This is a genomic window from Acidocella facilis ATCC 35904, from assembly GCF_000687875.1.
Classification (GTDB): Bacteria; Pseudomonadota; Alphaproteobacteria; order Acetobacterales; family Acetobacteraceae; genus Acidocella; species Acidocella facilis.
This window is the reverse complement of record NZ_JHYG01000003.1, coordinates 198,331-212,683: the sequence shown is the minus strand read 5'-3', so window position 1 is coordinate 212,683 and position 14,353 is coordinate 198,331. Positions and strand designations below refer to the sequence as shown.

The window sequence follows — 14,353 nt, the reverse complement described above, 5'->3', positions numbered from 1 at the left end:
GACTGACACGAAGCTGCAATAGAATCAGGCCCCTGCCAGCGACGCCGCGACATCCGCACTCGCCGCGACCCAGCCGAAAATGCCGCCTTGGGCCGCGACCATCTCCAGTGCCGCGCGATGAAACTCCGGGAAGTAGGAGGCGGTGCCATCTTCCAGCACCAGACATTCGAAGCCGCGATCATTCGCCTCGCGCAGCGTGGTATGCACGCACACCTCCGTCGTCACCCCGGCCAGGATCAGCTGGGTGATGCTACGCTTATGCAGGATCGTCTCCAGATCCGTGGCGTAAAACGCGCCCTTGCCCGGCTTATCCACCACCGGCTCACCATCAGCCGGCGCCAGATCATCGATGATGCCGTGCCCGGCCTCGCCGCGCACCAGAATCCGCCCCATCGGCCCGGCGCTGCCGATCCCCGACGCCCGCCGATGCTTGGCCGGGTGCAGATCCGCCAGATCCGGCCGGTGCCCTTCGCGTGTATGCACCACCAAAATCCCTGCCGCCCGGGCCGCCGCCAGCACGGTTACGATGGGGCCGATGGCGGCGCGCAGCTTCGTCACATCATTGCCCAAAGCCGCGCCAAACCCGCCCGGCTCCAGAAAATCCCGCTGCATGTCGATGATCACCAGCGCCACGCGGCCGATATCCAGCACAAAGGGCGCGGGCCTGGCTTCAATCTCCCGGCTCATGCCCAAACCCCGTCATGCAGCGCCAGCGCCTCATCCTCCAGCAGCGGGCCGACCACCTCGACCGCCCGCTGCCCGGCGGCGAACACCGTGCGGCAGGGCAGATCAAGCGTCGGGTTCTCCGCATGGTCCCCGGTCAGCGCCTTCAGCGCCGCCTCGCTCAGCCCATAAACCACCCGGCCGATCCCGACCCAATAGATCGCCCCGGCGCACATCGCGCAGGGCTCGGCGCTGGAATAGAGCGTGCAATCGGCCAAGAACTTGCTGCCATAGGCGATGCTGGCCCGCCCGGCCAAAATGCGCTCGGCATGGCCGGTCATGTCATGGTCGGGCAGAAACCCGTTGCCCTGCTCCATCAGCACCGCGCCCTGCGGCCCGGCCAGCAGCGCGCCGAACGGGTGGCACCCCGCCTCGCGCGCCTTTGCCGCCACCGCGAAACTCCGCCGCAGCAAATCCTCATCCGCGCTCATCCCACCCCCAGGCTCAAAAGCTGTGCCGCGACCGAAACCGCGATCACCTCCGGCTGCTTGCCGGCCACCCCCGCCAAACCGATCGGGCAGGTCAGCCGCGCCGGGTCCACCCCGTCGGCGGCCAGCCGCGCGAGAAACCGCGCCCGCTTGGTGCCCGAGCCGATCATGCCGACAAACCCGGCCGGCCCGCTTAAGGCGGCGCGCACCAGGGCATAATCCAGCTGATGGTCATGGGTGAGCACCAGCACCGCCGCCTCCGGCGGCGCCTCTGCCAGCAGCGCCTGCATCTCCTCCGCCGTGCAGCAGACCAGCCCGGGCAGCCCGGCCAGCTCCGGCCGCACATCGAACCAGCCGAGCGAAAGCGGCAGCCCGGCAAACACCCGCGCCATCGCCTGGCCGACATGCCCGGCCCCGAACAGCAGCACAGGCCGGCTGGTGATCTCCACCGGCTCGACAAAGCTTGCCCCCGCCCCCGGCAACGCCCCGCGCGCGGGAGGCAGCGATGTCGCCAACCGCCCGCCATAGGCCCGCTCGATGCGCCCTTCCGCCAGCCTCGCCACCAGCGTCTCCCCCGGCTCCGCCTGCAAAAACCCACAGGAAGCCGGGTTAAGATGCTCGACCAGCAGCCGCACCCGGCCGCCGCAACATTGGCCGAGCAGCGGCCCCAAAGGATAATCCTGCACCGCCCAGCTCCCCGGTGCCCGCCCCAACGCCGCCCTTGCCTGGGCGATGGCGGTGAATTCCAGCTTGCCGCCGCCGATGGTGCCGAAAATCGCCTCGGCAGACACCAGCATCTTCGTCCCCGCCCCGCGCGGCGCCGAACCTTCGGTTGCCAGCACGCTGACCAGCGCCACGGGACCACGCGGCAGCCAGGATCGTAGCGCTTCGATCCACTCAGCCATGACCCGCCCTCAATGCCGCAATCGCCGCCAAAATCCGCTCCGGCGTCGCCGGCGCATCCAAAGCCGGAAACCCGCCGCTCGGCACGCTCGCCGCCACCGCCTGGGTCAGGGCGCAGAACACTGCATTGGCCAGCATGAACGGCGGCTCGCCCACGGCTTTCGAGCGATGGATGGTCGGCTCGGCATTCTCTCCCGGCGCCCACAGCTCGATCTTCATCCGCGCCGGACGGTCCGAGGCGGTCGGGATTTTATAGGTCGAGGGCGCATGGGTGAGCAGCCGGCCATCGGCGTCGAACACCAGCTCCTCGGTGGTCAGCCACCCCATGCCCTGGATGAACCCGCCCTCGATCTGGCCGAGATCGATCGCCGGATTCAGCGATTTGCCGACATCATGCAGAATATCCACCGCCAGCACCTTATGCTCGCCGGTGAGCGTATCCAGCGCCACCTCCGCCACCGCCGCGCCATAGGCGAAGTAATAGAAAGGCCGGCCAGTATGGCTGGCGCGGTCATAATGGATGGCGGGGGTGGCATAAAACCCGGTCGCGGAGAGCGAGACCCGCGCCAGATAGGCCAGCTGGCAGAGCCTGGCGAAGCTCACAATCTGCGCCCCGGCGACCACCCCGTCCGGCGTGAAGCGCACCGCTTCCTCCTCCACCCCGAAATGCCCGGCGGCAAACTCCACCAACCGGGCGCGGATCGCCGCCGCCGCATTGAAGGCCGCCATGCCGTTGAGGTCGGACCCCGAGGAGGCGGCGGTGGCGGAGGTGTTGGGCACTTTGTCCGTGCGGGTGGAGGAGATGCGCACCTGCGCCACTGGCACCGCGAAGACATCGGCCACCACCTGCGCCACCTTGATCATCAGTCCCTGCCCCATCTCGGTGCCGCCATGGTTCAGCAGGATGGAGCCGTCCGTATAGATATTCACCAGCGCCCCGCCCTGGTTGAGATGGGTGGTGGTGAAGGAGATGCCGAATTTCACCGGCGTCAGCGCGATGCCTTTCTTGATGATGCGATGGCGCGCATTCCAGTCCGCCACCGCCGCGCGCCGCGCCGTATAATCGCTGCTGGCCACCAGATCCGCGATGATCTGCGGGGCGACATTATCCGCCACCTGCATCGCATAAGGGGTGAGATCGCGCCCCGGCCCGTAGAGATTGGCCAGCCGCACCGAAAGCGGGTCCTTGCCCAGCGCGTGGGCGATATGGTCCAGCATCCGCTCCGCCACGATCATCCCTTGCGGCCCGCCAAAGCCGCGAAAGGCGGTGGCGGAGACGGTATGGGTTTTCGCCCGGTGCGAGAGGATCTTCACCGCCGGGTAGAAATAACAATTATCCGCATGGAACATCGCCCGGTCATTGATCGCCTGCGAGAGATCCGCCGAGCAGCCGCAGCGCGAGGCCAGCTCCATCGACACCGCTTCGATCCGCCCCTCCTCATCGAACCCGACCTCGTAGCCGGTCTCGAATTCATGCCGCTTGCCGGTGAGCACCATGTCGTCATCGCGGTCGGCGCGGATCTTCACCTGCCGCCCGGCCGCCGCCGCCGCCAGCGCCGCCCCGGCGGCAAACAAGGAGGCTTGGGTCTCCTTGCCGCCAAAGCCGCCGCCCATGCGGCGCACCTCCACCGTCACCTGCGCATCGGCCAGCCCGAGCACGCGGGCGATGATATGCTGCACCTCGCTCGGATGCTGGGTGGAGGAGAGCACATGCATGCCCCCCTGCTCCTGCGGGGTCGCCACCGCGATCTGGCCTTCGAGATAGAAATGATCCTGCCCGCCCATCGCCAGCCGGCCGGAGAGCCGATGGGGCGACGCCGCCAAAGCCGCCGCCACATCGCCACGCCCCATGCTCTGGGCGGGTTCGATCAGGCTGTCCGCCGCCAGCGCTTCGGCAATGGAAAGCAAGGGCGGCAACGGCTCATACGCGGCCTTGCCCAGTTTCGCCGCCCGCCGCGCCGCCTGATGGGAGCTGGCGACCACCAGGAACAAAGCCTGGCCGTGATAGACCACCTCATCTTCCGCGAAGAGCCGGTCATCCCCGGCGAAGGGGCTGACATCGTTCTTGCCGGGGATGTTGATGGCGGAAAACACCGCCACCACGCCGGGGGCGGACTGCACGGCAGAGAGATCAAGCCCGGTCAGCCGCGCATGCGCCATTGTGGAAAGGCCGAAGGCGCCATGCAGAATGTTGGCGGCCTCGGGCACATCATCGGCATAAAGCGCGGTGCCGGAAATCTGCGCCGCGGCGCTGTCATGCGGCAAGGGGCGGGAGACGGCGCCCAGGGTCTGGATCTCGCGGTCAGCCATCGGCCAGCTCCAGCACGCTGGCGATTTCGCCCTGGGATTGCGCCCAGAGCCGGCGCAGCAGATTGGCCGCCACGGTGAGGCGATAGGCAGCCGTGCCCCGCACATCCGAAAGCGGCGCAAAATCCTGCCCGATCAACGATGCCGCCGCCTCCAGCGCGGCTGCGGTAAAGGGCGCGCCGGTCAGCGCCGCCTCAACATGAGCCGCCCGTTTCGGCGTGCCGGCCATACCGCCAAAGGCCAGCCGCGCCTGGGTGATGGTGCCATCCTCCACCCGCAGATGGATCGCCCCGCAAACGGCGGCGATGTCGCTATCGAAGCGCTTCGATAATTTCGCAATCAGGATCAGCGCGTCAGGCTCGGGCCGGGGGATGAACAGGCTTTCCACAAACTCGCCCGGCTGGCGGTCCTGCTTGCCATAGGCCAGGAAGAAATCCTCCAACGCCATGGTCCGGCGTTCCGCCCCCCGGCGCAGCGTCAGCGTTGCCCCCAGCGCGATCAGGGAAGGCGGCATGTCGCCGATCGGCGAGCCATTGGCGATATTGCCGCCGATGGTCCCGGCATTGCGCACCTGCGCCCCGCCGATCCGCCGCACCAGCTCGCCCAGAGCCGGATGCAGCCGCGCCAGTGCGGCTTGCGCCTCGGCATAGCGCAAAGCCGCGCCGAGGCGCAGCCCGTCCGGCGTCTCCTCCATAAATCGCAGCGCTTCGATGTCGGCGATGAAGATCAGCTCGTCCAGCACGCGCTGCTGCTTGGTCACCCAAAGCCCGACATCCGTCGCCCCTGCCACCAGCCGCGCCTGGGGGTGCGCCAGATAGAGTGCCGCCAGCTCCTCGACGGTTTGCGGCAGGAAGGCGCGGCGGCCCTGATAGTTGATCGCGCCGGGAGCGTCGCGCAGTTTTCGCAGCGCTGCGATAATGGCCGCATCGTCACGCGGGGCCGCAGCCACCGCCGCACCCGCCGCCAGAATCGGCCCATAGCCGGTGCAGCGGCAGAGATTGCCCGCGAGGCAATCAGCCACGCTCTGCTCCGCCCCGAGCGCGCCGATGCTGCGCGCATAGAGCGACATCACGATGCCCGGCGTGCAGAAGCCGCATTGCGAGCCGTGCCGCTCCAGCATTTCGCGCTGCACCGGATGCGCGCCGCCCAGGCTCTCGATGGTGAGCAGCGCCTTGCCATGCAGCATCGGCAGGAACATGATGCAGCTATTCACCGCCCGCCAGGCGATGCGCGCGCTGCACCCCTCGCCTGCCAGCGTGCCCAGCAGCAGGGTGCAGGCGCCGCAATCGCCCTCGGCGCAGCCTTCCTTGGTGCCGGTGCGGCGCAGCGGGCCGCGCAAAAATTCAAGCAGCGTGCCGGTGGGGTCGGGCGCGTCCAGCGTGATCACCTCGCCATCCAGCAGGAACCGCACGCTCATTGGCTCTACTCCACACCCGTCCCAACCCGCGGAGTGTCCACCCCACCCACCCGGCCTGTCAACGGTAAGTTGCCCGCCCGGCCATTTAAAAAGGCAGGACCGAACCCGGCCCTGCCTGTTTCAGATTCCACCCACGGCGCGGTTTTGGGCAACCGGCTGAAAGCGCGCTCAGCTCTTGCGTGAAACGGTGAAGCGGGCCAGCGCCTGCAGCAGCGCGGCGCGCTCGCCAAAGCTCTCCAGATGCGCCGCGGCCTGCTCAGCCAGGCGCTCGGCCTGGGCGCGGGCGCGCTCCAGCCCCAGCACCGCGACCATGGTCGCCTTGCCGGAGGCGGCATCCTTGCCGGCGGTCTTGCCCATTTCCTCGGCGGTGGCGGTCTCGTCCAGCACATCGTCATAGATCTGGAAGGCGGCACCCAGATCGCGGCCATAAGCGACAATCGCCTGGCGCTGGGCGGTGGGCGCACGGCCCAGAATCGCCCCGGCCTCGGCGGCGTACTGGATCAGCCGGCCGGTCTTCAGCGCCTGCAGCCGGGTGATCTCGGCGCCCGAGAGTTCCTTGCCCTCGGATTGCATGTCGATCATCTGCCCGCCGACCATGCCGCGCATGCCCGAAGCCGAGGCCAGTGCCAGCACCAGCTCGATGCGCGCCTCGGCATCGCCATGCGTGTCTTCCTCGGCCAGCACCTCGAAGGCGCGGGTCTGCAGCGCATCGCCGGCCAGGATCGCGGTGGCTTCGTCGAATTTCTTGTGGCAGCTGGGCTGGCCGCGGCGCAGATCATCGTCGTCCATCGCCGGCAGGTCGTCATGCACCAGCGAGTAAGCGTGCAGCATCTCCACCGAGGCGGCGACGCGCGCGGCACAGGTGCGGTTGACCGAGAACAGCCTGGCCACCTCCATCACCAGAAAGGCGCGCATGCGCTTGCCGCCATTCAGCACGGCGTAACGCATGGCTTCCATCAGCTTCGCCTCGGCGGTCTCGGGCACGGGCAGCAGCGCGTCGAGCTGCGCCTCCACCAGCCTTGCCACCTCGGCCAGCGCCTCGCCCAGCGCGTCCGGCTTGGGTACCACATCAAGCGCCATGGTCTTACTCTCCGTCCTTGAGGGCGAGCGAGCCATCCGCCCGCGCCACGATGGCCTGCACCCGGGCTTCCGCCTGGGCCAGTTTTTCCTCGCAATGTTTCTTCAGCGCCGCCCCGCGTTCGTAGGCGGTGATCGCATCTTCCAGCTTCTGCTGGCCGGATTCCAGCCCGCGCACGATGGCTTCCAGGGCGGCCAGGGCGTCCTCGAAGGAGAGGGCGGCAATATCGGATTGATCAGTCATGAATGCTCCCGTAGCCGCGCCGCGCGGGAATCACAACCGCATCAGCGCGCGCACATGCGTAGCACAGCTTTGCGCCAAAGCGGTGGGATCATAGCCACCTTCCAGCAGCGAGACGACGCGGCCGGGGCAATGCGCATCGGCAATGGCCAGCAATTCACGCGTGGCCCAGGCAAAATCTGGCTCTTTCAGCCGCAGCTGCGCCAGCGGGTCGGCGGCATGGGCATCGAAGCCGGCGGAGAGGATCAAGATCTGCGGGGCGAAATCCGCCAGGCGGGGGAGCAGGGCCGTGCTCCAGGCGGCGCGGAAGACCTCGCCGGTGGCGCCGGGCGGCAGCGGGATGTTGAGGATATTGCCCATCCCGGTCTCGCTCTGCGCCCCGGTGCCGGGAAAGCAGGGTGATTGGTGCGAGGAGGCGTAGAAGACCTGCGGGTCCGCGCTGAAAATATGCTGGGTGCCGTTGCCGTGATGCACATCGAAATCGACGATGGCGATGCGCGTCAGGCCCCATTGGCGCTGCGCCTGGCGGGCGGCCACCGCGGCGTTGTTGAAGACGCAGAAGCCCATCGGCCGGTCGGCCTCGGCATGGTGGCCGGGCGGGCGCATGGCGACGAAGGCGGCCTGGGCCCAGCCTTCCATCACCGCATCCACCGCCGCCGCCGCACCCCCGGCGGCGCGCAAGGCGGCCTCAAGCGTGCCGGGGCCGAACACCGTATCGCCGTCGATCTGCCGGACGGGTTCGCCGGACCAGCCCAGCACGGCGTCGATGTAATCCGCGTCATGCGCGGCCTTCAGCTGCGCCGGCGTGGCCAAGGGGGCCAGCTCGCGCAGCAGGTGCGCGAAATCCGGCGCGTCCAGGGCGCGCAGCACGTAGCGCAGCCGTTCCGCGCATTCGGGATGGTCCGGGCCGGTATCATGCCCCAACGCCGCCGGATGCGTGAACAGCGCCACGCTCATCCGGGCTGGCCGCCGCGTTTCAGCGAAAAGCTATACACACCCTTGACCTCGCTGGCGGCGATCAAGGCATGGCCGCTGGTTTTGCAGAAGTCCCGGAAATCCGCCACCGCCCCTGGGTCCGTCGCCAGGATGCGCAATTTCTCGCCGGGCGCCATGGCGCGCAGGGCGCGGGCGGCGCGCAGCACGGGGATGGGCGATTTCTGGTATTGCGCGTCGATTAGAGTTTCTCCCATGGCGCGAATCATGCGCCTTCACGCGGGCTTGAGCAAGATGAGGTTTCGGCCCAGAACCCGGCTTATGACCCATCGCATCGGCATCGATCTCGGCGGCACCAAGACGGAAATCATTCTGCTGGCGCAGGATGGCCGCGAAATACTGCGCCGCCGCCGCCCGACCCCGCCCGGCTATGCGGCGGCGTTGCGCAACATCGCCGAGCTGGTGGCCGAGGCGGAGCAGGAGAGCGGGCAGGTTTGCACGGTTGGGGTGGGGATACCCGGCTGCATCTCGCCCGCCACCGGGCTGGTGAAGAACGCCAATTCCAACGCGCTGAACGGCCATGCCTTCGACCGCGATCTGGCCGCCTTGCTCGGGCGCGAGGTGCGGGTGGCGAATGACGCCAATTGCTTTGCCCTCTCCGAGGCGGTGGATGGCGCGGCGGCGGGGGCGGGGGTGGTGTTCGGCATCATCATCGGCACCGGCACCGGGGCGGGGATTGTGGTGAATGGGCGGATACTGGAAGGGCGGCACCGCCTGGCCGGGGAGTTCGGCCATACCCCCCTGCCCTGGCCACGGGAGGATGAGCTGCCGCTGGCGCGTTGCTGGTGCGGGCAGAGCGGCTGCCTGGAGCTGTATCTGGCCGGCCCCTCGCTGGCGCGCGAATGTGACGGGCCGGGCTATCACGATGCCGGCTCGCTGCCCGAGCGCGCCGCCGCCGGGGACGACAAGGCGCAGGCGGCGCTGGCCCGGCACGCGGACCGCATGGCCCGGGCGCTGGCGGTGATCACCAATCTGCTCGACCCGGACTGCATCGTGCTCGGCGGCGGGGTGTCCAATATGGCGCATCTCTATGAGCAGCTGCCCGGGTTGATGCGGCCTTATGTGTTCTCGGACCAGGTGGCGCCGCACATCGTGAAGGCGAAGCATGGGGATAGTTCGGGGGTGCGCGGGGCGGCCTGGCTGTGGCCGGCGCCGCAGGGCTGAACGCCACGCGGTGCAGCGCTGGCACGCGGATTGCTTCACCCGCCTCATGCGCGGCCTTTGCGGCGGCGCTGCATTTCCAGCGCAAGGACCGCCATGACCCAGCCGACCCGCAGCATCACCGCCCGCCCCTATCCCTGGCCCTATGATGGCAGCCTGGGACCGCAGACCACGGCGCTGGTGATCATCGACATGCAGACGGATTTTTGCGGGCCGGGCGGGTATGTGGACAAGATGGGCTATGACATCGCGCTGACCCGCGCGCCGATCGGCCCGATCCAGGCGGTGCTGCGGGCGATGCGGGCGGGGGGCTATACGATCATCCATACGCGCGAGGGGCACCGGCCGGACCTGGCGGATCTGCCGGCGAATAAACGCTGGCGCTCACGCCAGATCGGGGCGGGGATTGGCGATGCCGGGCCGTGCGGGCGAATTCTGGTGCGCGGCGAGCCAGGCTGGGAGATTATTCCCGAGCTGGCGCCGCTGCCGGGCGAGATCATCATCGACAAGCCGGGCAAGGGTTCGTTCTGCGCGACGGATCTGGAGCTGATTTTGAACCAGAAACGCATCCGCAATCTGGTGCTGACCGGGATTACCACGGATGTGTGCGTGCATACGACCATGCGCGAGGCGAATGATCGTGGATTTGAGTGCGTGATCCTGGAGGATTGCTGTGCGGCGACGGATGCGGGGAACCATGCGGCGGCGCTAAAAATGGTGACGATGCAGGGCGGGGTGTTTGGGGCGGTGGCGGATTCGGGGGCGTTGTTGGCGGGGGTGTAGGGGGGCTTGGAGGCGCAGGTTTAGACGACATCACTAAGGAACGACCACTTTACGCTTGTGACGGTCACTTCAAGGGCATCGCCGATACGCGATAGCGGTCATTCCAGAGCAGTCGTGAAGGGACAACGCTTCATTCAGAAAGATGCTGCGCTGGTGAACCCGGGGATTAACCCGGATAACTGATGATACCAGCAGCAGCGGCCATCATCTACCCGGCCTCGTTTCTATTCAGGTTTTCGCCACGACGGCTTTTTTCCAGCCACCTTTGGCGATTGTTCGAGTTGCCCTCGTTCTCGCAAACGATAAAATACTTGCTTCATCGAATTTTCAGATTTTATGCCAGTTAAATCTCGGGCAATCGCATTGGTAATTTCCTTTTCGTTCTTCAGATACTCTAATACGATTTGCTCCGGAGAGCCGAGACTCTCATGTCTTAACGTAACTAGAACGGAATCATCTAATTCTTCGATAGACGGCTCTTTTAGGCGTAACTTGCCCATCGATTCGAATGCGGTATTAATTCCCTCCCCAACATCTTTGTTTGGTGGGTTTTTAAATTTATTAATTAGACGAACAACTTTCGGATTTCTAGCAAATTGAGTTTTAGATATATTTTGGACAGTCACGTGGCCAGGCAAGCGACCAGGGCTTTCTATTTCAACTCGATTATCGAAGATGCGCACCTGGACGTCCGCCGCAACATTATAATCACGGTGCAGCACCGAGTTTGTCAGCAACTCATGCAGCGCTTCTTCGGGATAAATGATTTTTTCCATGCCTGATGGACCGATTTTCTCCATACCTTCTATGATCTCCTTTACCCGATCCACGGCCGCGTAAATCAATTCATAGAGAGGCCCCTCAACCGTAATCGGGTCAAATACCAAAAAATCTCTTTCTGCATCGTGCTTCGTCTGATAGCGCAAGATCTTTACCGCAGACCTCTTGGGGAGCACAGCTTGCGGGTTGTCGGAATAAAGCAGAACAGCAGCTACAGTGGGTTTGTTGTCAATTAGAATTCGTTGCTTTTCAAGCCATATAGCGGGCTCGCTTGTTGGTATCGTATCCAAAAGGAATTCGATTATTGTATTCGAATTATCAACCTCTTTTTTTTCAATATTGACGACCTCGTCCTCAAATGATTTTACCCCCTTGTCATATCGCAGCCGTTCAAGCGCTTGATCGTTTGTGACAGGAAGATTCTGAGCATTTCTCCTGACATAAGCTTTGCCCTCGGTAGCAAACACGATATCTGCTGTCTTAAAAATCGTAAGATGCAGTAAAATTCCGGGAGCATCGTGGCTGCTTATGAATTCTGCAGCATAGTTGTTTCCAAGAGGGTTTAGTTGTTCAAGCATTTGAAATATCGGATTTGCAGCCTCTTGATCAGAGAAACCATTCCATATGCGCTCCTTGCCGTCGGCGCCCTCCATTTCTTCAATGCCAACGTAAATTTCGCCACCCCCAGTATTCGCAAATGCCGATATAGTCCTCGTCAATTTTGCAGGCAAAATCTCTGTACTCTTGAGATCTACGAAGTGCGTCTCGGAGATAGTAAGCAGTTCCTCATATGCCTCACGATCGAGGTTCTTAAGGGCAATTTCCACGACAAACTCCAACAAAATCGTTCACAATTCGGAAGAGTATAGCATCAAAAATTTAAGCTCAACCTTCACAATTCAGGCTTATGAGGTGTACCTATGCGTGGTTGAGCGAAATCGCCGAAGCCTTTACCGGCTCGAGCGTGGGTTTGGCCCCGTTCCTCACCCCGCAACCGCTTCTCCTCTCCCGGCCCGCACTAGCCTTCCGGGCCTGCCCCTACTCCGCCGCCGCCTTCTCCCCCGCCACGGCCTCAGCCTTTCGCATCAGCCGCAAAAAATTCCCGCCCCAGATTTTCTCGATCTCGGCCCGCCCATACCCGCGCTTCGCCAAAGCCGTCGTCAGGTTCGGGGTTTGGCTGGCGTTCATAAAGCCGCGCACGCCGCCGCCGCCGTCGAAATCGGTGCCGATGCCGACATGGTCGATGCCCATGCGTTTCACCGCGTAATCGACATGGTCGACAATGTCCTCCACCGTGAGGTCCGCCGCGCGGGCTTTCGGGCGGAGGAAATTGGAGACGATGGTGATCTGCGCCAGCCCGCCAGTGGCGGCCAGCGCGTCGAGCTGTTCGTCGTCCAGATTGCGCTTATGCTCGCACAGGGTTTTCATGCAGCTATGGGTCGCCACCACCGGGGTGCGCGAGCGCTGGGCCGCCTGCATCATCGTCGCCTTGGAGGCGTGGGAGATGTCGATCAGCACGCCCAGCTCATTCATCCGCGCGATCACCGCCTGGCCGAAATCCGAGAGCCCGCCATAGAGCGCCTCGGGGTCGCCCAAGGTCGGCAAAGCGATGGCGGCGTCCGCGATCTCGTTATGGCCGTTATGGGTGAGGGTCATGTAGCGGATGCCACGGGCGGCGAACTCGTCCAGCAAAGCGAGGTTCTTGCCGATGGCGTAGCCGTTTTCGATGACCGGGACGATGCCCGGCCTGCCCGCGGCGAAGGCGGCCTCGATGGCCCCCGCACTGGTCGCCCAGATGCCGCCAGAGCCATCCGCCGGGACCATGGCGGCGATGGCGTCCAGCATCGCCCGCGCCCGGGTGGTGGCGGCCTGGTGCCCGGCATCGTCGCGCCGTCCCTGCGGGATGTAGGCGGCGAAGCATACGGCCCCCACCCGGCCCTGCCGCATCTTCGGCAGATCGACACAGCGCGGCCCGTCCTCGAACGGGCTGGGGCCTTCCGGCCAGGGGATGTCGACATGGGTATCGATGGCCAGCAGGCCGTTATGCGGATCGGTTTCCATTCCCCGCATGGTTGAGCGCCAGGCAACCGGCGTCAAGCGCCTTGCGCATGACGGAGGGCACCGGGGCGGTGCCGACCGGGGCATGCAGCGCGCCCTCCGGCAAAGCGGGCACGCGGGCCACCTTCACGGACAAAGTCAGAGCGAAATGGGTGAAGATATGCTCGATGGCGCCGGCATCGCGCCAACGGGTTTTCACCGGCGGGGTGTCCGGCAGGGCCAGCATGCCGCCGAGCAGCCCGCTGGGCGGGCGGCGCAGCAGCAGCACATTGTCCTGCGCGTCCAGCAGCATATAGGCGATGCCCTCACGGCGCGGGCGCTCGGGCTTTTTCGCCTTGGCCGGGAGGGTGGCGGCGATGCCCTGGGCATGGGCCGCGCAATGTTCCCTCCAGGGGCAGATGGCGCAGGCGGGGGATTTGGGGGTGCAGATGGTGGCCCCCAGATCGAACAGAGCCTGGGCGAAATCGCCGGGAGCTTGGCGGGCGGCCTGGTCGCGCATCAGCGCCTCGGCGGCGGTGGCGATGGCTTTCTTGGAGCTCGGCAGCGGGTCGGTGATGGCGAAGAGGCGGGCGGCGACGCGTTCGATATTGCCGTCGACGGGCAGCACCGGCAGGTTGAAGGCGATCGCGCCGATGGCGTTGGCGGTGTAGGGGCCGATGCCGGGGAGGGCGCGTAACCCTTCGATACAATCAGGGAATTCGCCCAGCGCCGCCACCGCGACCGCGCATTTATGCAGGTTTCTGGCGCGTGCGTAATAGCCAAGCCCGGCCCAGAGGGCGCAGACCTCCTCCACGCTGGCGGCGGCGAGATCTTGCACGGTGGGGTAGGTTTCTAGAAATCTGGCGTAATAAGGCCGCACGGTTGCCACAACCGTCTGCTGCAACATGATTTCGGAGAGCCAGACATGGTAAGGGTCGGCATGCTCGCCAGGGGCCGAGCGCCATGGCAGATGACGGCGATGGCGGTGATACCATGAGAGGAGTTTGCGTGCCGGAGGAGGGGAAGAAGAAGCGTGCGCCACGGGCGCCGATTGTGCCGCAGGAATCTGCGCCGCGCAATTTCGGCCCGCGCGGCATCGCGGCGGTGCTGGCGCCGGTCACCCGTCCGGCCTTTCGCAAGCGCGCCCCCGCGGCCGCGCAGCTGATGGCGGACTGGGCGCAGCTGGCCGGACCCGAGCTGGCGGCGCGCGCCGCCCCGCTGAAATTCGCCGGCGGCACGCTCACACTGGGCTGCACCGGGCCGACCGCGATGGAGCTGCAACTCGCCGCCCCGCAGATCATCGGCCGGCTGAACCTGGCTTTGGGGCAGAGCATGATCGAGCGGCTGCGCTTCGAGCAGCAGGCGCCGCGCCCGCCCGCCACCCCGCCGGCCCGCCCGAAACCGCGCCATCCCGCCGCCCCGCCGGAGGATCTGCCGCCCGGCCCGCTGGGCGAGGCGCTGGCCCGGCTCTACCAGGGCTTAAAATCCCGTGGATAACTCGCA

The 14,353-nt window shown here is 65.7% G+C and carries 15 protein-coding genes; 3 read left to right on the top strand and 12 right to left on the bottom strand.

The window, feature by feature from the left end; genetic code table 11:
• Positions 1 to 24: 24 nt before the first annotated feature.
• The 9 genes from T331_RS0105680 to T331_RS0105640 all read right to left on the bottom strand — a co-directional run bounded on the left by T331_RS0105680 (position 25) and on the right by T331_RS0105640 (position 8,286).
• The gene (locus tag T331_RS0105680; protein WP_026439334.1) at positions 25 to 687 is read right to left on the bottom strand and encodes a cysteine hydrolase family protein; all 663 of its coding nucleotides are present in this window, start codon (positions 685 to 687) and stop codon (positions 25 to 27) included.
• Entirely contained in the window at positions 684 to 1,154 is a 471-nt protein-coding gene (locus tag T331_RS0105675) for a nucleoside deaminase (RefSeq protein WP_026439333.1), read from the bottom strand. The genes T331_RS0105680 and T331_RS0105675 overlap by 4 nt, the downstream gene beginning before the upstream one ends.
• Positions 1,151 to 2,056 (bottom strand): xanthine dehydrogenase accessory protein XdhC, encoded by a 906-nt coding sequence (gene xdhC / locus T331_RS0105670; RefSeq protein ID WP_026439332.1) that lies wholly within the window; start codon positions 2,054 to 2,056, stop codon positions 1,151 to 1,153. The genes T331_RS0105675 and xdhC overlap by 4 nt, the downstream gene beginning before the upstream one ends.
• The gene (xdhB, locus tag T331_RS0105665) at positions 2,049 to 4,364 is read right to left on the bottom strand and encodes a xanthine dehydrogenase molybdopterin binding subunit (protein WP_026439331.1); all 2,316 of its coding nucleotides are present in this window, start codon (positions 4,362 to 4,364) and stop codon (positions 2,049 to 2,051) included. The genes xdhC and xdhB overlap by 8 nt, the downstream gene beginning before the upstream one ends.
• The gene (gene xdhA / locus T331_RS0105660) at positions 4,357 to 5,778 is read right to left on the bottom strand and encodes a xanthine dehydrogenase small subunit (protein WP_026439330.1); all 1,422 of its coding nucleotides are present in this window, start codon (positions 5,776 to 5,778) and stop codon (positions 4,357 to 4,359) included. Before xdhA ends, xdhB begins: the two co-directional genes overlap by 8 nt.
• 168 nt (positions 5,779 to 5,946) lie before the next feature.
• Positions 5,947 to 6,858 (bottom strand): polyprenyl synthetase family protein, encoded by a 912-nt coding sequence (locus T331_RS0105655; RefSeq protein WP_008494183.1) that lies wholly within the window; start codon positions 6,856 to 6,858, stop codon positions 5,947 to 5,949.
• A 4-nt stretch (positions 6,859 to 6,862) separates the two neighbouring features.
• The gene (locus T331_RS0105650; RefSeq protein ID WP_008494182.1) at positions 6,863 to 7,099 is read right to left on the bottom strand and encodes an exodeoxyribonuclease VII small subunit; all 237 of its coding nucleotides are present in this window, start codon (positions 7,097 to 7,099) and stop codon (positions 6,863 to 6,865) included.
• Positions 7,100 to 7,129: 30 nt separating this feature from the next.
• A complete protein-coding gene (locus T331_RS0105645; protein ID WP_026439328.1) occupies positions 7,130 to 8,053 on the bottom strand; it encodes a histone deacetylase family protein in 924 nt (307 codons plus the stop codon).
• Entirely contained in the window at positions 8,050 to 8,286 is a 237-nt protein-coding gene (locus tag T331_RS0105640; RefSeq protein ID WP_035179308.1) for a sulfurtransferase TusA family protein, read from the bottom strand. The genes T331_RS0105645 and T331_RS0105640 overlap by 4 nt, the downstream gene beginning before the upstream one ends.
• Before the next feature lie 64 nt (positions 8,287 to 8,350).
• Between T331_RS0105640 and T331_RS0105635 the strand changes: the two genes are divergently transcribed.
• Together T331_RS0105635 and biuH are read left to right on the top strand one after the other, a co-directional pair.
• Positions 8,351 to 9,253 carry an ROK family protein gene (locus tag T331_RS0105635; RefSeq protein ID WP_026439326.1) on the top strand — a complete coding sequence of 301 codons (903 nt, stop codon included), beginning with the start codon at positions 8,351 to 8,353 and terminating at the stop codon, positions 9,251 to 9,253.
• 93 nt (positions 9,254 to 9,346) lie between these two features.
• A complete protein-coding gene (biuH, locus tag T331_RS0105630) occupies positions 9,347 to 10,033 on the top strand; it encodes a biuret amidohydrolase (protein WP_026439325.1) in 687 nt (228 codons plus the stop codon).
• A 224-nt stretch (positions 10,034 to 10,257) separates the two neighbouring features.
• On the opposite strand, the gene T331_RS19405 is transcribed toward biuH, so the two are convergent.
• From T331_RS19405 to mutY, 3 genes are all read right to left on the bottom strand, one after another.
• The gene (locus tag T331_RS19405) at positions 10,258 to 11,640 is read right to left on the bottom strand and encodes an ATP-binding protein (protein ID WP_211248680.1); all 1,383 of its coding nucleotides are present in this window, start codon (positions 11,638 to 11,640) and stop codon (positions 10,258 to 10,260) included.
• Positions 11,641 to 11,851: 211 nt separating this feature from the next.
• Positions 11,852 to 12,883, bottom strand: a complete 1,032-nt coding sequence (locus T331_RS0105620) for a dipeptidase (protein ID WP_322786122.1) — start codon at positions 12,881 to 12,883, stop codon at positions 11,852 to 11,854.
• Positions 12,855 to 13,916, bottom strand: coding sequence for an A/G-specific adenine glycosylase (gene mutY, locus T331_RS0105615; RefSeq protein WP_026439323.1), 1,062 nt, complete (start codon positions 13,914 to 13,916; stop codon positions 12,855 to 12,857). The genes T331_RS0105620 and mutY overlap by 29 nt, the downstream gene beginning before the upstream one ends.
• On the opposite strand from mutY, the gene T331_RS0105610 reads away from it, so the two are divergent.
• The gene (locus T331_RS0105610) at positions 13,814 to 14,347 is read left to right on the top strand and encodes a DUF721 domain-containing protein (protein ID WP_244876897.1); all 534 of its coding nucleotides are present in this window, start codon (positions 13,814 to 13,816) and stop codon (positions 14,345 to 14,347) included. The two genes, mutY and T331_RS0105610, sit on opposite strands and share 103 nt — an antisense overlap.
• The last annotated feature ends 6 nt before the right edge of the window (positions 14,348 to 14,353 follow it).